Raw genomic sequence first — 17,959 nt, forward strand, 5'->3', positions numbered from 1 at the left:
ATTAATAAGCTTGCTCATAGAAGGACCTGTACTCTTCCAGATCCTTTCGTTTGTTGAGTTGCTGGAAGTTTTCTATTGAAATAACAAAACTACTATTTTTTTGCTCCTCCGGTAATGAATCGCTGTTAAAACTGCTTAAAAACGTTTCCCGGTAATTCATGGATTTTTCCGCATTTGGAAAAGGACTTATAATCAGGATCTTCGTTTCTCTGGTGATGGCAATTGTCCCTGTTCTCAATCGCTCATTCGAGAAATTTGCAGCGTGAAAACTCTCCAATGCTGCTGTCAGATCACCCGAACCTTCAGCCATACCCTCATCCATGGGTAAGATAAAAATATGGGTTTGAGAGGCATTTTCTTTGTAGGGGGACTCCTTTGCCTTGGGCGTAAGTTGGTCCAGATCCTGATCTGGAGGAGCGGTATCTTCTCCCGGCAATTCTTCCACCTCACTGGCTGAAACATCTTCCTCTCCTTCACTGACTGCCTTAAGTAACTTTTCTGCAAAGTCCCGCAAGGGCTCGTCTTCAGCATTTTGCAGAAAGCTTTGGAGCCGTTCCTTGTACCGTTCTACCGATTCCAGTTTCCCGGTTATCAAAATATCCAGCAGCAATAACCGGTCCGTATTTTTGGTAAGGGGGTAGCTGTTGAGAGTTTCCCTTATGATACTACGTGCCGAAGCATATTCTTGTTCCCTGTAAAGCCCATAAGCTTCTTTGTAATTTTGCCCGGATTCAAAATTCGCCTGAGAACCCGATACCTGATCTGGATTATTGACCGATTTGGTAAACTGGGAATCAGGAAATTCAGTATTAAGCAGCTGAGCATATTTTTCTGCATCACCGTCTACATCTCTGAGTGCCAGAAATAAGGTATAATAAGCCTCGGGTTTTTTTGGAGTTTCCGGAAACTTTTCAATTAACATTTCCAGATTGGCAATGGCTTTCTGAGGCTCTGCTAGATCGAAATAAAGGAGTTTGCCCAGATTAAAATAGGCATTTTCCATCTCTTCCAGCATCAGTTGACGTCTTTCTGGCTCATTGGGTATTTGACTCAACAAACTGCTTTTGTCTGGAAGCTGCGTGGCAAGCGCAGTTTCCGGCGAATCTTCTTCGATTCCGTCTTCCTCAATCTCGGATGACAACGGCTGATTTCCTTCAATTGAAATATCCTGAAAGCTGCGATTGCTACTTCTCCAATTATCCGTGAGTGAGCGGTTGCCCCATACTTTGTTGAACTCCAGCGAACCCCGCTGAATTGCCACCGGATTGTCCCAGTAAAAAGTGGATCCACTACTGCCGCCACTTCCTCCAAATGCCAGTAAGTTGTCAAAAATCCCTGTGTTTTTCTTTTGACTTGCCAACTCCGCTTCCTGAATTAATCGTTTTTCTTCCCTCGCCAAATACGTATCAACGTACGTTTCCTGTTCCTCGGGACTCAGGCGGCTAAGCCCTATCAGGCTGTCATTTCGGGTCAAAATCTCGTAATTTTCTGCAAACTGATCAAAAATTACTTTTCTGGATGCCAGGGTAGCATAGTTTCTGTCAGAATCCTTAAATTTAGACAAAGCACTGTCCAGGTAATATTTGGTTTTGAGAAAATCTTCCTTTTCATGGAGAAATACCTCGGATAATTCCTGGTAAATATAGCCCTTCTGCCGCTCATTCTCCCCAGGTTCTTTTACAGCTAGTGAGTACAGGCGAATGGCCTCGTCCAGATTTCCTTGTTTTTTTTCAAAACGACCTTTTTCAAAAAGGATAACATCCCGAAAATCAATGTTCTTATTGTCAGAATAAAGCGCGTCGTAGTAGTCTCTCACCCTTTTCAGATCCTTGCTTTTCTCCAGTTCAGCTACTTGCTGGGAAAACAGTTGGGCGAAAAAAGTGCGTTCGTAATTGGGGCTGCCAGATAAGGATTTTTGGTAATATTCGTAAGCAAAAGCATCCAAGCCTGCAATTTGATACATCTGACCCAATATGAAATTGATTCGGGAAATTTCCGCCTTGTCATCGGTAAATTCCAAGGCCTTGAATAGGGAAGGCACAATCATATCCGTTTCTCCCCGAGTTTCATAGTAGTAGGCTAGTGTTTTGTAGAGCAGCTTTTTATTTTCCTTGCTAATAGCCGGTTCTTTTGAAAGGTAATCCACCACAAAATTGGCATCCTCAAACTGGCGTAGGTCAATAAAGGATTTCAATAGCCGAATCAACGCTTCGTGGCGGACCTGATCCTGAGTACTGTTTACATTTAAATATTTAAAGGTGTTCTGGGATTCGTCGAATTTGCCTTTATAATAATCCACTCTTCCGATCAACAGGTAAGCGGGGTCCACCCACTTGCTGATTTTATGCCAGTCCACCGCTTTGGAGGCCATTTCCCTGGCTTCCTCCAGCAGGGTTTCATTCGCTTCTATGGTGCTACTGTCAATGGGATAAAATACGGGCAGTACCTGAGAAAAATCTTCCTGATACTCCTTTTCAATTTCCGTTTCCAGTTCCTTAATTTTTTCTTTGGCATAATAATAGGCATTAAATCTAGCCGTTGTATTATGATATAGGCGATTGGTAAAGGTATCCTTTTGGGATGAGCAGGAAATTATCCCTGCCAGCAAGACTAGCAGGATAATATAAGGTTGCAGAAAAAGGATTGTTTTGTGCAAGGTGTATGAATTTGAAATAGGGTACAAATTAGTTCTTTTGCAATAAAAATTTAAACGAAAGGAATTAAATTCTATTTTTGTAAAAGATAAATCTTTAAATAATAAGCCCATTGAGCGTAAAACAGAAAATTAATGACTGGATTGAAACCAAGTTTCTGATTGTTATCAGAAAAGAGGAAGACTTTTCGGTCATCACTTCCTTTAATATTACGAAGATACGGGTCGGATTATTGTTTGCATTGGTGTTTCTGACTTGTTTTGTCCTTTCCCTATTTTTGTCTAAAACATTACTGGCCCGATGGTTTGATCCCTTGTATGTTGAAACCGAAAATATGGTTCGGATACATTCCTTATCAGAGACGGTAGATTCCCTGATACTTGAGGTCGAAGCCAAGGATCAGTATGTTCGAAACATTCAAATGGTCCTTTCCGGGGAAACAGATGCCGAGGAGGAACCAACCGAACCAGCAGAAAATCAGGGAGAACAACAAGTAGACAGATCTGAAATTGACCTCTATAAGAGTAGCGATGCTACCCGGCAAATTATCAGCGAATTTGAATCCCTTCCTCTGGAAGAAGGTGGTTTTGGCAATTTGAGCAGTGGGACCTTTACAGACAATTATTTTTTCCCTCCGGTGAAAGGGGTGGTTACCAGTAGTTTCTCACCTTCTGGGAGTCATTTTGGAATAGATGTGGTAGCCGGGGAAAATGAGCCGGTAAAAGCAATAGCCGATGGAACGGTGATTTTTGCAAGTTGGACTCTGGATACCGGTTATGTAGTAGGAATACAGCATTCGAATGAATTGATTTCGATTTACAAACATAATTCTGTAATATTGAAAGCTGTTGGTGATCCTGTACGTGGAGGTGAGATTGTATCCATCATCGGCAATACAGGTGAACAAACCACAGGCCAGCATTTGCACCTGGAACTGTGGTACAGAGGAAATCCGCTAGATCCCCGGGAATTCATAACATTTGATTAATTATGGCAAAAAATACGGATGATAAAAGAAATACCAATGAACTGGTTACTTCCAGCAATTTGGTAGCAATGGGAACGGTAATCGTTGGCAATATTGGCTCTCAGGGAAATATCCGGGTAGAAGGTACTGTAGAAGGATCGCTGGATTCGCAGCAGAAAATCATTATCGGTGAATCGGCAAAAGTGAATGGTGATGTAAAAGCCGCTGAAGTGGAAATTTCAGGCCAGGTCAATGGTGACATCCAATGTGAAGAATCCCTGTTTCTTAAGAAAACCGCGCTGATTATAGGAGATATTTACACCAAAAAACTCATTATCGAAAACGGTGCGGAGTTTAACGGGAAATGCAATATGGGAACAAACCATCAGTTAAAAGTGGACAGGGATCATGTCAACCCCAAAAAACAAGCATCCTCAAACTGAGACTCCGGCTTACGTTAAATATTTTGGACTAGCTTTTCAGATGGGAGCCATTATTGCTCTTGGGACCTGGCTGGGTTACAAACTCCATTTGAAAAGCGGAATGACATTTCCTTTGTACCTACTGCTAGGGTGTTTTCTTTCACTTGCCATCGCCTTTTATCAACTTTTTAAATCGCTTAAATCCGATGAAAATCGATAACGCCTTTCAAATTAAAACTCCCCTTTGCGCTCCGTGAATTCCCTACAGATAAAAGGATTGGTAAAAATCATTGTTTTCACCCTGCTTTTGGCCCTGATTGCTGCGGTGGGACAGGCCTTATTTCCAGGCCCCTGGTTCCACAGGCATTTCTGGAGCATGGTGCTCTTTTTTGCCATCCTTACCGGAAGTACTGGTGTGTTGGCAACCAAACTTATGAAACTGGAAACATTCAATTCGGTATCTGTGATTTTGGGGATCACGGTGCTCCGATTACTTTTTAGTATTGGCTTTGTTTTTATTATTTTATGGGCAGGTGATGAAAATTTACTTTGGTTTGTAGTAGATTTCTTTATCATTTATTTGTTGTACTTATTGTTTGATATGTACAGCTTAATAACTAATTTGCGCCTTCATTCGAAATAGGGGATAAAAAATATTTTGATGTTCCGCAAATTTATCAGGTTAAGTTTCTTATTGTCAGTAGTTTTACTGGCATTTTCTGCTGCTTCCATAGCAGCTTCCGGTGAAGATGAAGACAAAACAAGTTTCATCATGCACCATATCAAGGACTCTCATGAATGGCACTTTGCCACCCTTGGTCATACACACATTACCCTGCCGCTTCCGGTCATTGTCTATTCCGGAGATAGGGGGTTTGAGTTTTTCTCTTCCTCCTCTTTTGTGGATTCGGAAACGCATCATTTTGGTGTCGAACATGAAGGGTATTACATTGATGAAAATGACAAGCTGCAGGCAGTAGATGAAAGCAGGAGTTTCATTGATGTGAGCATCACAAAAAATGTGGCCATGCTGTTTTTGGTGATAGGGGTGACGCTTTACCTGATGCTTGGAGCTTCCAGTCATTACAAAAAACACCCGAACAGGGCCCCGAAGGGAATTGCTTCTTTTGTGGAACCCATTGTGGTATTTGTCAGGGATGAGATTGCCCTTCCCAATATCGGACCCAAATACAAAAAATTCACTCCTTATTTACTGTCCCTATTCTTTTTTATCTGGATAGGAAATCTTTTGGGCCTTTTGCCCGGCGCGGCTAATCTTACTGGTAATATTGCTGTCACCGTAACACTGGCAATGATCACTTTCTTTGTCACTAACTTCAATGGAAACAGGGAGTATTGGAAGCATGTAGTTGCCACTCCGGGTGTGCCACTTCCCCTGTTGCTTATTATTGTGCCGGTGGAGATTATCGGCTTGTTTACCAAGCCTTTTGCCCTAACGGTCAGGCTATTTGTAGCGATTACGGCGGGACACATCGTTATCCTAAGCTTTATAGGTTTGATCTTTGTATTTGAATCCTATGCAGTTGGAGTGGCCTCTACCTTGATGGTGGTGTTTATCAATCTCATAGAGTTATTGGTAGCTACCATTCAGGCTTATGTTTTCACCTTGTTTTCTGCCATGTATATTGGCGGAGCGGTGGCGGAACATGGGCATGATCATTAATTCGAAATTTCTTTGTTCAATTTAATTAAATAAAAAACGAGTATGTTGACTTCTTTATTATTGACTGCCGGGTTTGCGCTTATGGGTGCGGGTATCGGTGCCGGAATTGTAGCGATAGGCGCAGGTCTGGGTATTGGTAGAATCGGCGGGCAAGCCATGGAAGGCATTGCACGACAGCCTGAGGCTGCTGGAAAAATCCAGACTGCGATGTTGATCATTGCTGCTCTTATTGAAGTGGTTTCCTTGTTTGCAGTAGTAGTTTGTCTGCTGATTGCACTTAATGGCAACTTAACTTTCTAAAAAAAGTATTGGGACCGGCGTTAGGCCGGTTCCGTATTTTAAAATTGAACAAATCCAATTACAAGCTTAACGAATAGACACCATGGATCTGATTAGCCCCGATTTAGGTTTGATTATCTGGCAAACTATAGGTTTTGCCATCTTGTTTTTCCTACTGGCAAAGTTTGCCTGGAAACCCATACTTGCTGCATTGGAAGAGCGGGATGGGGCGATTGAGGCCTCCCTTAATGAAGCGGAAAAGGCTAAAATGGAAATGGCAAACCTGGTAGCCGAAAATGAAAAGTTACTCCAAGAGGCGCGGGTCGAACGGGATGAAATCCTGAAGTCTGCCAACGAATACGCTGCAAAGTTAATGGAAGAAGCGAAAGGAGAAGCGGCCAGTGCAGGAGCGAAAATGATTGAAGAGGCCAAGGCTGTTATTGAAACAGAAAAACAGGCCGCATTGATGGACGTAAAAATTCAAGTTGCCGAGATGTCTCTGCTTATAGCAGAAAAACTTATGAGGAAAAACCTTTCCAGTGAGCCTGCTCAGAAGAAGTTGGTAGAAGAGTTCGTTAAAGATATTAAATTAAATTAATCTCCCCGGAATGTCAGCATACAGAGTAGCTTCACGATACGCAAAATCATTGTTGGAACTGGCAGTGGAGAATGACATATTGGAAAAAGTGCACCAGGATATGAATGGTGTTCTCAGTATGGCCGGGCAAAGCCCTGACTTTATAGATGCCATCAAAAGCCCGGTTATTACTTCCGATCAAAAACTGATTTTGATTCGTGCTCTTTTCGGTAAGACCGTCAGCCCGCTTTCAATGAAATTCTTTGAATTGGTGAGTAAAAAAGGAAGAGAAAGCTTGCTTCCAGATATGGCACAGGGATTTCACCGGTTGTATAACGAGCACATGGGTATCCAAAGTGCGGAAGTAGTAGCCACCATTCAACTGGATGAGGCATTAAGGAATTCCTTCAAAGATATCGTCAAAGAAGTTTCCGGAAAGGATAAAGTGGAGTTGATCGAGAAAATCAACCCTAATGTAATCGGAGGCTTTATATTGAAAATTGAAGACCGGCAACTGGACGAATCCATAAAAAGCAAGTTGCAACAACTACGATTAGGTTTTACCCAAAACCTTTACGAGAAGAAATATTAATATTAGCAGTAATCAATACTAATCCTATACAATAATGGCAGATGTAAGACCTGATGAAGTTTCGGCAATTTTGAAAGAACAGCTTTCTGGTGCCAGAACCCAAGCGGAATTGGAAGAAGTTGGGACCGTTCTCCAAGTTGGTGACGGAGTAGCCCGAATTTACGGACTTTCCAAAGCCCAAGCAGGGGAACTGATCGAATTTGAGAATGGTTTGAAGGCCATGGTGCTTAACCTTGAAGAAGACAATGTCGGAGCCGTGCTTTTTGGCGATGCCAAGTCGGTCCGTGAAGGTGACACCGTTAAAAGAACGAAAAGAATTGCTTCTATCAAGGTAGGAGAAGGCATGTTGGGCAGGGTGGTAGACACTTTGGGAACGCCAATTGACGGAAAGGGCCCGCTGGAAGGGGAGCTGTACGAAATGCCGCTGGAGCGAAAAGCCCCCGGTGTAATCTATCGTCAGCCTGTAAACGAGCCGCTTCAAACAGGGATTAAATCCATTGATGCCATGATTCCCATCGGAAGAGGCCAACGGGAATTGATCATTGGTGACCGGCAAACGGGTAAGACCGCTGTAGCCATCGATACCATTTTGAATCAAAAGGAATTTTACGAAAAAGGAGAGCCCGTTTTCTGTATTTACGTAGCGATCGGCCAGAAAGCTTCTACCGTAGCTAATGTGGTTGCCTCACTTGAAAAAGGAGGAGCCTTGCCCTACACAGTAGTTGTGAGTGCTTCAGCTGCCGATCCTGCTCCCATGCAATTCTTCGCACCCTTCACTGGTGCTGCCATAGGGGAGTTTTTCAGAGATACAGGTAGACCGGCACTGGTAGTATATGATGACCTTTCGAAACAAGCGGTGGCATACCGTGAGGTATCCCTGTTGCTAAGAAGACCTCCGGGAAGGGAAGCTTATCCCGGTGACGTTTTTTACCTGCATTCCAGATTATTGGAAAGAGCAGCGAAAATCAATGCGTCGGATAAAATTGCCAGTCAAATGAATGATTTACCGCCTTCTCTGGTGCCTCTTGTGAAGGGTGGCGGATCCTTAACGGCCCTACCTATTATTGAAACCCAGGCAGGGGACGTTTCGGCGTACATTCCTACCAACGTGATTTCCATTACCGATGGGCAGATATTTCTGGAGACCAACCTTTTTAACTCTGGTATTCGTCCGGCTATTAACGTAGGTATTTCGGTATCTCGGGTAGGAGGAAACGCCCAAATCAAAGCCATGAAAAAGGTAGCGGGAACGCTAAAGCTTGATCAGGCGCAATTCCGGGAGTTGGAGGCATTTTCTAAGTTTGGATCCGACCTTGACCCCACCACGAAAAGAACCATCGAGCGCGGAAGAAGGAATCAGGAAATTTTGAAACAGGGGCAATATTCGCCCGTAAAGGTAGAATTTCAGGTAGCCATCATTTTTGCCTCTACCAAGGGCTTACTGGACAAAATACCGGTGGAAAGTGTAAAAGCGTTTGAAAAGGATTTCTATAATGTTATTAAGGCACAATACCCCGAGGTACTTACAGCCATCAACAAGGCGGACATGGATACCATGAGTACGCTCCTGAAAAAGGCAGTTGATGAAATTGCGCCAAAATACGCTGCCAAATAATTTTAGGAATTCTGAAAGAAAGAGGGATATAAACGGTTATGGCCAATCTAAAAGAAGTAAAGGAGAGAATCAATTCGGTAAGTTCAACTCAGCAAATCACCAAGGCCATGAAAATGGTAGCGGCTGCCAAGTTGAGAAGGGCTCAGGACAAAATCGTCCAAATGAGGCCTTATTCCCAAAAATTGACTTCCATTTTAAATAATATTACCTCCGGCACCGAAGGGGGCACGGATATCGTTTATGCGGAAGAACGTCCTGTTTCCAAGCTTCTCCTTGTTTCCATCACCTCTGATAAAGGGTTATGTGGAGCTTTTAATTCCAATGTTTTAAAAGCGTCCATGTCCCTTACCGAGGAACATTCCGACAAACAAATTACCGTGATGCCTGTAGGGAAAAAGGCGTTGGATTTCTTCAAGAAAAAATCTTTTCCTATAAATTCAGATTATGCTAAGTTGTTTGAAGACGTTTCGTTTGAACCTGTAAGAGAGGCAGCTGAATTTGTAATGGATTCCTTCGTTTCAGGACAGTTTGATAAGGTAATTCTGGTCTACAATGAATTCAAAAACGTAGCCACCCAGGCTGTTGTAAAAGAGCAATTTCTGCCCATCAGTAAAATTGAACAAGAAGAGGGCGATACCAAAACCAGCCAGGAATACATTGTAGAACCATCAAGGGAGTATATCATCGAGGAACTGGTGCCCAATTCATTGAAAATTCAATTTTACAAAGCGATTTTAGATAGTAACGCCTCTGAACACGGTGCAAGGATGACCGCCATGAGTAAGGCTACGGATAATGCGGCTGAATTGCTTAAGGATTTGAAGTTGGTTTATAACCGTACACGTCAGGCAGCCATTACCAACGAAATTCTAGAAATTGTGGCAGGAGCCAATGCGCTGGAAGGAAATTGATCAGACAAAATTCCAATAGAAAAACCGATTGAGCTGCTCAATCGGTTTTTTTTTGGATTAGAAATAGGCTTCTCGTCGAAGTTCCGTAGGATTATGCCTATATTGAATATGCTTTGATATTGCGCTGAAGGACGATGGAAACAGCAAGATGCCTGGTTTTCACCGGTTTCCATCGGAGTGCCGGTATGCCAGGTTGTTTGAAACCCATGAAAGAAATAGAAGCAGACGAATTTTTAAAGCGTTCACGGGAATTTCCTGTGGTGGATACCCGCTCACCGGCCGAATTTGCTTCCGGTCATATTCCGGGTGCGGTAAATTTACCTTTGTTCGAAAACTCGGAACGAAAAATAATCGGCACGCTTTACAAGCAACAAGGGAAAAAAGAGGCTATCAAAGCAGGATTACGAATTACCGGACCAAAAATGCTTGGTTTTATTGAAAAGGTGGAGTCTCTCCGATCCCAAAATGTACTGGTTCATTGCTGGAGAGGGGGGATGCGATCGCAAAGCATGGCCTGGCTCTTAGAGCTGTACGGCTTTGATGTATGGATTATGAAGGGTGGTTACAAAGCCTATCGAAACGCTTTGTTGGAATTTTTTAAGAATCCACCTCAATTACGGGTAATTACAGGCAGCACCGGCTCCATGAAAACAGTCTTGCTGAAAAAGCTCCGAGAAATGGATGAGCAGGTGGTGGATTTGGAAGCCCTTGCCAATCACCCAGGGTCCAGTTTCGGCAACCAGGTAAGCACCGGGCAACCTTCTACAGAGCAGTTTCAAAACGATTTGTTTGCAGACTTTTTTTCTCTAGATCCCGATCGACCGGTTTGGTTGGAAGATGAATCTTTTTCTATTGGAAAAGTACATTTGGTGGAGGGACTGTATCGTAACATGCAGCTATCGCCTCACTACCTTGTGCTCCTTTCAAGGGAAAAACGTATAGATGTTTTACTCAGCGAGTACGGGCAAATTCCGAAAGACAAATTGGTCCAAGCGGTTCAGGGCATTGCTAAAAAGCTAGGAAAGAACCTCGCAAACCAAGCTATCGAATGTGTGCATAATGATAAGCTGGCTGAGGCAGTTGAAATAATATTAAATTACTACGATCGAGCTTATAGCAAGGGAATTCAGAAAAAGCAAGATTTGGTATTGGGACCCTTTCACCTGAACGTAGAGAATATGGAAGAAACAGCAGGAAAATTAATTAACTACCGCAAGTAAAAACATGAAATTGGAATCCATAAAATTAACGCAATACAGCCATGGGGCAGGATGTGGTTGTAAAATTTCTCCCTCCGTTTTAGCGCAAATCCTACATCAGGAAAGTCCTTCTGGAATGGCTTTTCCCAACCTTTTGGTAGGCAATGAAGAAAGTGATGATGCAGCGGTTTTTGATCTGGATGGGAAAACAGCCATAGTCAGTACAACCGATTTTTTTATGCCTATCGTGGATGATCCCTTTGATTTTGGAGCGATAGCAGCCACCAATGCCCTTAGCGATATCTACGCCATGGGCGCAGAGCCGCTCATGGCCATAGCTATATTGGGATGGCCCATAGCCAAGCTACCAGCCTCTGTGGCCAGCAAGGTGCTAGAGGGCGGCAGATCAGTTTGCCATTCCGCCGGCATTCCTTTGGCGGGAGGACACAGCATTGATGCACCGGAACCTATTTTTGGTCTGGCGGTGACAGGCAAAATGGCTACCCATCAGGTAAAAAGGAACAACGGGGCTAAAGTGGGGGATCGGCTTTATTTGACCAAACCTCTAGGAGTGGGTATGGTTACTACTGCCGAAAAGAAAGGATTGGCAAATAACGAAGACCTGATTTTAGCCAAAAAATCCATGCTAACACTCAACACCATCGGTGCAAGAGTTGCTTCCTGGCCTGAAGTACATGCCATGACGGATGTAACCGGTTTTGGATTGGGTGGTCACCTAAGTGAAATGTGTAGCGGCTCCGGTGTTTCAGCCAGGCTGGTAGGGGAGCAGATTCCTTGTTTTGACTTCGTAGACAACTACATTACCCTTGACTGTATCCCGGGGGGTACCCACCGAAATTGGGAAAGCTACGGAGAGGGCATCAGGGTCAAGCACCCCGAACATAAATTGATTTTAGCGGACCCACAGACTAGCGGAGGCTTACTGATGGCTGTGGCCAGGGACCATCAGAAAGACTTTGAAGAAAAAATGATAAAGGAAGGAATGGAACTGCAGTCTTTTGGGGAGATCATCCTTAAATCTGACTTTTTAATTGAAATTATCTGATCTTTCCGGTTGAAAGAAGGGTGGATATGGCTTGCATCAGTTCATCCTTTTTGGAAAGGGCCTGGTCCATGGGTAACCCCTCTCTTAAACCTGGTCGTTCGTGGCCAGTGAAGGTCAGCCAGGCATCCCGGGTCAACTCCTGCTTTTCGCGTACCAGTGGCAGTAATTCCGCACCAAGCGGAATGCTGTCAAACACCTCTTTATGAAGATCCGCTTCCAGATGTTGGGACTCCCCGATTCCTTTGAGTAAACTCCTTGCCATGAGCCAGTGCCCCTGCTCGCCAGGGTGAATTCCGTCCGTCGTCAGTGCAAATGCTGGGTTTGATTCTCTTCTATCCTCCAGAAATTTCCGCATGGGCCAGTACAAGTCAATTACCTTCCAGTCTTGGGTATACCGCTGGCTGACCATCCAGGAGGCGTACACACTAAGTACAGCAGCATAGGCAGGATCCTGAGCTCGATCATAGACAGGTGGCGTCAGGTGGACGAGGGGGATTCCCAGGGCATCGGCCTTCTGTTGAAGTTTTCCCTGCCCCTTCTTGTAAGCGCTAAATCTTGATTCGTCAAAGGGCAGGTAAATGCCGTCGTTCATTCCGTAGCAGGAAAAAATAAAATCTGGCTCAACGGCTTTCAAAACGCGATCCAATCTTTCATGTAAATCAGGTCTGGGAAACCTCCCTGATGCATGGCCTTCCTCTGATAAACCGGACACCGTCTCACTGGGTAAGCCCAGGTTGATGAATTCCCAGTTTCTTTCCGGGTGCATTAGTCTCAAATAGGTTTCTACATAGGTCAGGTAATGACCGGCATAGCTGATGCTATTTCCCAGAAAAAGAATTTTTTTAGAATCGTTGGGAATGGAATAGCTGCTCTGAGCAGGAAGTGGAAACGTCAGGAAATAACAGGCAAAACATACAATGGCTCTGGCAATCATGGACGTGTGTTTTTTGGATGATAGAAAGCCTGAATATATCCAAAATGCAGCGGATTTTAAGGAGGAAATCAAAGATTGCGGTTTTTTTGTTGAATCCAGGTGGCAAATTTGGCCAGATCCTCCTCGATGATTTCCCGTTCCGACTGATTTTGATCCAGTTTTTTCTTCAGCTTCTTTACCTGAAATCCGGGTTTTATGGCCAACAAACGGTAAAAAAAGCTGGCAAAAACAAATCCTTGCCGGGCTTTCATCAGCAATGCCCGTAGTTTGTATCCCCTAACCAAATGAGTAAGTCGGGCAACTTTGAAAATTCGTAAGGTCCGGACAAAGGAGATAAATGGCAAAAGAATAATTAGCAGGTCGATCCAATTCTTTCTGACATAGGTTAGTTTATCCGGGGTGATGGAAATGAGTAAAATAAACTCCAACGCAAATGCAAGCCAGATAAATCCCTGGACCATATCCAAAACAAAGGAAAGGTCAGTATTCAAAAATGCCTCTACTTCTTCGTAGAATTGCCATTCGATAATCACTACGGGAAGAATCAATAGGGCAATAATGATCATGGGAATGGAGAATTGCTGTTTCAGTCGGTTCAAAAGCCCCTCGTTGCAAAGAGACCAATGATAAAATGGCAACCATGTTTTTTGCGGTTCTTCCAAATGTCGCAATCCCAATCCTAAGGGTGGGAATACCAGGCTCAAAACCTTGGGGATGAAAGCACTTAGCGAGATTTTATTATCTGATTGGATGGAGATAAAGATGACTATCATAAAGTCAACCAAATACAGTATCCATCCGAAGGAATAGGCAATGGCCAATTTGCTTAAGAAGGAGTTCAACAGAATACCTTCTTCTCCTATGGAAAAATTATTTAGGATGGCTGCAGTAATCAGCAGCATCAGCAGGCTGGTAAAAAACAAGGGTGCTGCCGTTAGTTCCTGGTAATGGACCAGTCTGGATTGGCTTTTACTGGTTAGGTTGGTCCTTACCGACAGGTCCCTGGTAGAATGGATGTGAAGAAGTATCGGGTAGTTTCTAGCTAATTCTCCGATTGGTTGCAGGAAGGCGTCCCGTTTTAAAAGGGCCTCAACCTGGGCCAGGATGTATGGATTTTCACAGCGGTCAATGGCTGCAAGCAGGGAATCTTTCCTGTCTTTTTGCTTTTGGTTCATAACTGCTGCTGATTGAACACCAAAGATAAGGTCTGGGTTTCATTGACCAAAACAGGCTTTGCATTCGTTCGATAAAGAATTAAAAGTGGTATAAGTGCTAATTTTAGGTAGATAGTTCCATTGGTTCTTTTAATAGAAGAATAAAAAATTTATATTAATTAAAATTATCACTCAAAGTTTTATCCCTATGAATTCGGACTTAAAAATTGGCCCTCCCCTACAGAATTGCAAGATAAATACGAACAGGGTAACAAAGCTCCTTTAGAAATGCTCATGGGGCATGGAAGGGTATTAAATTCCTGCCATCCGATGATCCCAATTCCTTTTTTATATTAGGAGGGTTTCACGGAGAACCATTCAGGGGTGCCGGCTGGGGTAATAATTCCTATTGAGGAGGCTATTGCACCCATGGCAACGTGTTGTTTCCCACCTGGCACAGGGCGTATTTGATTAAATTGGAAGAGGCCCTGCAACAGGTGCCTGGATGCGCAGAAGGAATGCTCCCCTATTGGGATGAAACCAGCGAAAATTCCATCGAAAATGGGATTCCCTGGGCACTCACAGTTGAAAAATTTGAACCAGACGGAGAAGAAATTGACAATCCTCTTCCTTCGTTTGTTTTTCCAAAATCCATTTCCGACAACATCAATGGAGATTCTCCTAATTATTCCAATCCAAAGGGGTATGAAACCGTGCGTTATCCTCTATCTGGATCCCATCTTTTACTTTCACCATTGCAATGTATATCGAATGTTGTGGATCTGGCAAAAGCTTCATCATTGTACCGATAGCTTGGAGGTTATTCCGGATTACCCCGGCACCAACACCGTGGATGCCCAGGGACCTACTCCCGGAATGGCGCCAAACACCTGGCTGGATCTGAATTCTCCTTTGAATCCATTTATTAAAGAAGAGAATGGCAAAAAGAGGCCCTATACCTCTCAGGATGTCATCAACATCGAAAGGCAGCTAGTGATGACCTACAGCAAAGGATCGTTGGATGAAGAAGCTCCGGCTTACTTAGAGCAAAGCTTATACCAGTCGGGCAATAGCACCAAAACAGTCAAAGTTTCCAGAATTAACCGCTTGCCAATCCCTGGTTCGTTTATGGTGTCGGCTTTTGCAAGGCTGGGGGAACAACGATACCATTTAGGAACCGAAGCGGTGCCCAGTCGGTGGAGTGTGCAATTTTGTGCTAATTGCCAGGCCCATTTGGAAGTGAAATCATTCTTTGGTCTGCACGGGATGGATAAGGAAACTGCAGAAAAGGCCAGCATTGAGATAGAAATCCAAGGCAGAGATGGGCTATTGGCTGCTCCTGGAGTTCCGGAAAGCACTCAAAACAAACGATTGTATCATTTGCGGGTGGAGTAATTGCCATTAAGGTTAGAAAACAGGTAATTTTAAAATGAGCTGGTAATTTAGCTTTCATTCGGTTAATTTTTCTGTTACGGAATGAGGATTTGGGTACAAAAATATCACCGGAAAGAGTAGGTAATGTCAAAAAATCTGTTTACATTTTCATAAAATTCAACAGCCATGAGCAAGGATAAAGGAGAAAAGAAAACGGATAAAAAGAAGCCTGCAAAGAGCATGATGGAGAAGAGAGCGGAGAAAAAGCAAAAGCAGTCAGAGAAAAAGAAAAATGGTTAATTGTCGTTTGACAAAAACCAGGAATTGCCCCGAAGAAATTCGGGGCTTTTTTTTTAAATTTCCGGAATAAAAGTGCTTTATAAAAAAAACAAACCCTATCACGATGAAAAAAACACTATGCTGCCTGACGCTATTGCTGTGGAGCCACTGGTCTATAGCCCAAGTGGAACCGATAACCGTAGCCACCTTTAATATTCGATACGACAACCCCGGAGATGCCCCAAATACCTGGGATAACCGAAAAGCGGTTGTGGGAAACCTGATTCGTTTCCATGGGTTTGATATTTTCGGCATTCAGGAAGGCCTGCACCATCAGGTCTTGGATTTAACAAACCTATTGCCTGTACACGACTACGTGGGCGTAGGTAGGGATGATGGTAAAGAAAAAGGCGAATATTCGGCTATCTTTTATAACAAAGAAAAATTCAAAGTGCTTGAGTCAGGGACTTTCTGGCTGGCTCCCGAAACAGATCATCCCAATAAAGGCTGGGATGCTGCCCTTCCCAGAATATGTACCTGGGCAAAAATGGAAAAATCAGAGAATGGCGAAACATTCTATGTGTTCAATACCCATTTCGATCACAGGGGAGTGGAAGCCAGAAACCAGTCCGCTCAATTAATTCTGGAAAAAATCGATGAAATCAATACCGGTGATTTACCTGTAATATTGACTGGAGATTTTAACGTGGGACAGGAAACAGAGGCCTATAAGTTGCTTAAATCTGCCCCCGGAATGAAAGATACCTTTGATGCAGCAGGTCTGGTTTATGTCAATAACGGCACTACCAATAGTTTTGATACCAGTACAAGTACCGAGAGAATCATCGATCACATTTTTGTCAGTGATGAAATTTCCGTTAAAAAATTCGGAGTATTGACGGATACCTATCATGGAAAGTACCCATCGGATCATTTTCCGGTTATGGCTGTTATTTCCTGGTAGGCAAAGCCACCTATTCAGGAACGGGAGGGAGTATTCCAGTCGTTTTTTTATAACGCAAAACAGGCAGTTTCCAGTCGGAAACTGCCTGTTTTGCTTTTGCTAAAAAAATACTTTTCAGGATAGTCGTTCAGAAAACTTCACCTATCCGGATTGGGATTCATCCCAGCCCTCCCTGGATCACACACCTAATTCTGATTCCTGACTAAAAATTTATTCGCTCCAACCTTTCTCCATTTTAAAAATAAGTAAAAAAGCAATTCCTTTCTGAATTCGTCTTCACCAGCCATTTTTTCCCCTCAATCATTCTATTCTTCACACTCAGAAAGGACAATTTTGTCTATTCTGGTATTAATTATCCGATATGGACGAACTCCAAATATTGTTCTTGTCCTCTCCGGAGATCATCTCCATGAATTTACTCCAGGAACTAAGTCGCTTGCGGTCTACCTCCCGGTACATGACTTGCTTTTGTCGAATTACGGCTACCAGTTCCATTCCTACCTCGTGAGGAATGTTTACGATTTCATCCCCAATTTGAATATTGAGATTGCCGTTGTTTGGATCTACCCATGTTTTTAACTCCTGGGTATTGGTTTCAAAGGTGTACTTTAACATTTTGCTGTTTGTTTAGATAAAAATAAGAGAAAAAGAAATTATCGACCTGAGTCTTAAAGGCAGCGGCTGTTTACGCTGCTTTATACTTTTGGTCTTTTAATGCATGGTACCTGCCTTGATCGACTTTCTGACCGGACAAGGACTCCATGAACCTGCTCCAGGAACTGTTTTTCTTCCGTTCTACTTCCTGAAAGATGGTTTGCTTTTGTCGAATCACGCCAATCATCTCCGCTCCAATTTGATGGGGGATGTTCACGGTTTCGTTTCCGATTTGGATGTTTAGGGAACCATTCTCAGGATCTACCCAGGTTTTTAATTCCCTCTCTGCTGTTTCGTAAGTGTACTTTAACATGACGCTGTTTTATTTATATGAAAGAATAAATTTTTTTACAAAGCCTACCGGCTGTTACCTGGTTTTCAGAATAGGGAGGCAAAACATTTAGCTGTTAGTCTGACCTCACCTACTTTGTGACTTTGTTGCTGTTTGATGATGCTAAGGTAGAAAAAGTTTTTAAAACAAAAAACAATTTTGGTAATTTAAAATGCATTTTTTGTTGTCTAAAAAAGTAAATATGCGATTTCCCGCTTTTTTAGCCGATTTTGGCCGTTTTTCATTTCAAAAAAAAATAAAAAAAATCACCGACTTTTTGGCTCCGTCAACTTTTACTTGCCC

19 protein-coding genes and 2 pseudogenes are annotated in these 17,959 nt (G+C 43.1%); 16 read left to right on the forward strand and 5 right to left on the reverse strand.

Annotated elements, in window-relative coordinates:
• Position 1: 1 nt before the first annotated feature.
• Positions 2-2,656: a type IX secretion system periplasmic lipoprotein PorW/SprE gene (gene porW / locus GKS34_RS08620; RefSeq protein ID WP_240459243.1), complete on the reverse strand. Its 2,655-nt coding sequence runs from the start codon at positions 2,654-2,656 to the stop codon at positions 2-4.
• 110 nt (positions 2,657-2,766) lie between these two features.
• On the opposite strand from porW, the gene GKS34_RS08625 reads away from it, so the two are divergent.
• The 12 genes from GKS34_RS08625 to selD all read left to right on the forward strand — a co-directional run bounded on the left by GKS34_RS08625 (position 2,767) and on the right by selD (position 11,966).
• Positions 2,767-3,642 (forward strand): M23 family metallopeptidase, encoded by an 876-nt coding sequence (locus GKS34_RS08625; protein WP_163384402.1) that lies wholly within the window; start codon positions 2,767-2,769, stop codon positions 3,640-3,642.
• A 2-nt stretch (positions 3,643-3,644) separates the two neighbouring features.
• On the forward strand, positions 3,645-4,064 hold the full coding sequence (locus GKS34_RS08630) for a bactofilin family protein (protein ID WP_163384403.1): 420 nt from the start codon (positions 3,645-3,647) through the stop codon (positions 4,062-4,064).
• Positions 4,030-4,263, forward strand: a complete 234-nt coding sequence (locus GKS34_RS08635; RefSeq protein WP_163384404.1) for an AtpZ/AtpI family protein — start codon at positions 4,030-4,032, stop codon at positions 4,261-4,263. Before GKS34_RS08630 ends, GKS34_RS08635 begins: the two co-directional genes overlap by 35 nt.
• A 33-nt stretch (positions 4,264-4,296) precedes the next feature.
• A complete protein-coding gene (locus GKS34_RS08640) occupies positions 4,297-4,686 on the forward strand; it encodes a hypothetical protein (RefSeq protein ID WP_163384405.1) in 390 nt (129 codons plus the stop codon).
• Between the two features lie 18 nt (positions 4,687-4,704).
• Positions 4,705-5,727 (forward strand): F0F1 ATP synthase subunit A, encoded by a 1,023-nt coding sequence (gene atpB / locus GKS34_RS08645; RefSeq protein WP_163384406.1) that lies wholly within the window; start codon positions 4,705-4,707, stop codon positions 5,725-5,727.
• Positions 5,728-5,769: 42 nt separating this feature from the next.
• Positions 5,770-6,027 carry an ATP synthase F0 subunit C gene (atpE, locus tag GKS34_RS08650; RefSeq protein WP_010854327.1) on the forward strand — a complete coding sequence of 86 codons (258 nt, stop codon included), beginning with the start codon at positions 5,770-5,772 and terminating at the stop codon, positions 6,025-6,027.
• Positions 6,028-6,109: 82 nt separating this feature from the next.
• The gene (gene atpF / locus GKS34_RS08655) at positions 6,110-6,604 is read left to right on the forward strand and encodes a F0F1 ATP synthase subunit B (RefSeq protein ID WP_163384407.1); all 495 of its coding nucleotides are present in this window, start codon (positions 6,110-6,112) and stop codon (positions 6,602-6,604) included.
• Positions 6,605-6,614: 10 nt separating this feature from the next.
• Positions 6,615-7,175 (forward strand): ATP synthase F1 subunit delta, encoded by a 561-nt coding sequence (atpH, locus tag GKS34_RS08660; protein ID WP_163384408.1) that lies wholly within the window; start codon positions 6,615-6,617, stop codon positions 7,173-7,175.
• 34 nt (positions 7,176-7,209) lie between these two features.
• Positions 7,210-8,790, forward strand: coding sequence for a F0F1 ATP synthase subunit alpha (gene atpA, locus GKS34_RS08665; protein WP_163384409.1), 1,581 nt, complete (start codon positions 7,210-7,212; stop codon positions 8,788-8,790).
• A gap of 38 nt (positions 8,791-8,828) precedes the next feature.
• Positions 8,829-9,701, forward strand: a complete 873-nt coding sequence (atpG, locus tag GKS34_RS08670) for an ATP synthase F1 subunit gamma (protein ID WP_163384410.1) — start codon at positions 8,829-8,831, stop codon at positions 9,699-9,701.
• A 206-nt stretch (positions 9,702-9,907) separates the two neighbouring features.
• Positions 9,908-10,921 (forward strand): tRNA 2-selenouridine(34) synthase MnmH, encoded by a 1,014-nt coding sequence (gene mnmH, locus GKS34_RS08675; RefSeq protein WP_163384411.1) that lies wholly within the window; start codon positions 9,908-9,910, stop codon positions 10,919-10,921.
• 4 nt (positions 10,922-10,925) lie between these two features.
• Positions 10,926-11,966, forward strand: a complete 1,041-nt coding sequence (gene selD / locus GKS34_RS08680; RefSeq protein ID WP_163384412.1) for a selenide, water dikinase SelD — start codon at positions 10,926-10,928, stop codon at positions 11,964-11,966.
• On the opposite strand, the gene GKS34_RS08685 is transcribed toward selD, so the two are convergent.
• Both GKS34_RS08685 and GKS34_RS08690 read right to left on the reverse strand, forming a co-directional pair.
• On the reverse strand, positions 11,959-12,900 hold the full coding sequence (locus tag GKS34_RS08685) for an SGNH/GDSL hydrolase family protein (RefSeq protein WP_163384413.1): 942 nt from the start codon (positions 12,898-12,900) through the stop codon (positions 11,959-11,961). The genes selD and GKS34_RS08685 overlap by 8 nt on opposite strands.
• Positions 12,901-12,968: 68 nt before the next feature.
• A complete protein-coding gene (locus GKS34_RS08690; protein ID WP_163384414.1) occupies positions 12,969-14,075 on the reverse strand; it encodes a hypothetical protein in 1,107 nt (368 codons plus the stop codon).
• A gap of 413 nt (positions 14,076-14,488) precedes the next feature.
• Here GKS34_RS08690 and GKS34_RS23735 point away from each other — a divergent pair.
• The 4 genes and pseudogenes from GKS34_RS23735 to GKS34_RS08700 form a co-directional block, all read left to right on the forward strand.
• Positions 14,489-14,698 (forward strand): annotated as a pseudogene (locus GKS34_RS23735) (tyrosinase family protein); the annotation flags it as partial.
• Positions 14,699-14,759: 61 nt separating this feature from the next.
• Positions 14,760-14,819, forward strand: a pseudogene (locus GKS34_RS23740) (hypothetical protein); the annotation flags it as partial.
• Between the two features lie 6 nt (positions 14,820-14,825).
• Positions 14,826-15,449, forward strand: a complete 624-nt coding sequence (locus tag GKS34_RS23275; RefSeq protein ID WP_240459244.1) for a hypothetical protein — start codon at positions 14,826-14,828, stop codon at positions 15,447-15,449.
• A gap of 382 nt (positions 15,450-15,831) precedes the next feature.
• On the forward strand, positions 15,832-16,671 hold the full coding sequence (locus GKS34_RS08700; protein WP_163384415.1) for an endonuclease/exonuclease/phosphatase family protein: 840 nt from the start codon (positions 15,832-15,834) through the stop codon (positions 16,669-16,671).
• A gap of 348 nt (positions 16,672-17,019) precedes the next feature.
• Here the strand turns inward: GKS34_RS08700 and GKS34_RS08705 are convergent, their stop codons facing one another.
• Positions 17,020-17,286, reverse strand: coding sequence for a hypothetical protein (locus GKS34_RS08705; RefSeq protein WP_162416436.1), 267 nt, complete (start codon positions 17,284-17,286; stop codon positions 17,020-17,022).
• Positions 17,287-17,356: 70 nt separating this feature from the next.
• Positions 17,357-17,638, reverse strand: coding sequence for a hypothetical protein (locus GKS34_RS08710; protein ID WP_163384416.1), 282 nt, complete (start codon positions 17,636-17,638; stop codon positions 17,357-17,359).
• Positions 17,639-17,959: the final 321 nt, after the last annotated feature.

Origin of the sequence: Cyclobacterium jeungdonense (assembly GCF_010994275.1) — a bacterium.
GTDB classification, from domain to species: domain Bacteria; phylum Bacteroidota; class Bacteroidia; order Cytophagales; family Cyclobacteriaceae; genus Cyclobacterium; species Cyclobacterium jeungdonense.

Coding starts and splice junctions, on each gene's coding strand:
- GKS34_RS08630 (WP_163384403.1), top strand. CDS start 3,645: ATGGCAAAAAATACGGATGATAAAAGAAATACCAATGAACTGGTTACT.
- atpB (WP_163384406.1), top strand. CDS start 4,705: ATGTTCCGCAAATTTATCAGGTTAAGTTTCTTATTGTCAGTAGTTTTA.
- GKS34_RS08690 (WP_163384414.1), bottom strand. CDS start 14,075: ATGAACCAAAAGCAAAAAGACAGGAAAGATTCCCTGCTTGCAGCCATT.
- atpA (WP_163384409.1), top strand. CDS start 7,210: ATGGCAGATGTAAGACCTGATGAAGTTTCGGCAATTTTGAAAGAACAG.
- atpG (WP_163384410.1), top strand. CDS start 8,829: ATGGCCAATCTAAAAGAAGTAAAGGAGAGAATCAATTCGGTAAGTTCA.
- atpH (WP_163384408.1), top strand. CDS start 6,615: ATGTCAGCATACAGAGTAGCTTCACGATACGCAAAATCATTGTTGGAA.
- mnmH (WP_163384411.1), top strand. CDS start 9,908: ATGAAAGAAATAGAAGCAGACGAATTTTTAAAGCGTTCACGGGAATTT.
- GKS34_RS08635 (WP_163384404.1), top strand. CDS start 4,030: ATGTCAACCCCAAAAAACAAGCATCCTCAAACTGAGACTCCGGCTTAC.
- GKS34_RS08700 (WP_163384415.1), top strand. CDS start 15,832: ATGAAAAAAACACTATGCTGCCTGACGCTATTGCTGTGGAGCCACTGG.
- atpF (WP_163384407.1), top strand. CDS start 6,110: ATGGATCTGATTAGCCCCGATTTAGGTTTGATTATCTGGCAAACTATA.
- GKS34_RS23275 (WP_240459244.1), top strand. CDS start 14,826: ATGTTGTGGATCTGGCAAAAGCTTCATCATTGTACCGATAGCTTGGAG.
- selD (WP_163384412.1), top strand. CDS start 10,926: ATGAAATTGGAATCCATAAAATTAACGCAATACAGCCATGGGGCAGGA.
- GKS34_RS08685 (WP_163384413.1), bottom strand. CDS start 12,900: ATGATTGCCAGAGCCATTGTATGTTTTGCCTGTTATTTCCTGACGTTT.
- atpE (WP_010854327.1), top strand. CDS start 5,770: ATGTTGACTTCTTTATTATTGACTGCCGGGTTTGCGCTTATGGGTGCG.
- GKS34_RS08705 (WP_162416436.1), bottom strand. CDS start 17,286: ATGTTAAAGTACACCTTTGAAACCAATACCCAGGAGTTAAAAACATGG.
- GKS34_RS08710 (WP_163384416.1), bottom strand. CDS start 17,638: ATGTTAAAGTACACTTACGAAACAGCAGAGAGGGAATTAAAAACCTGG.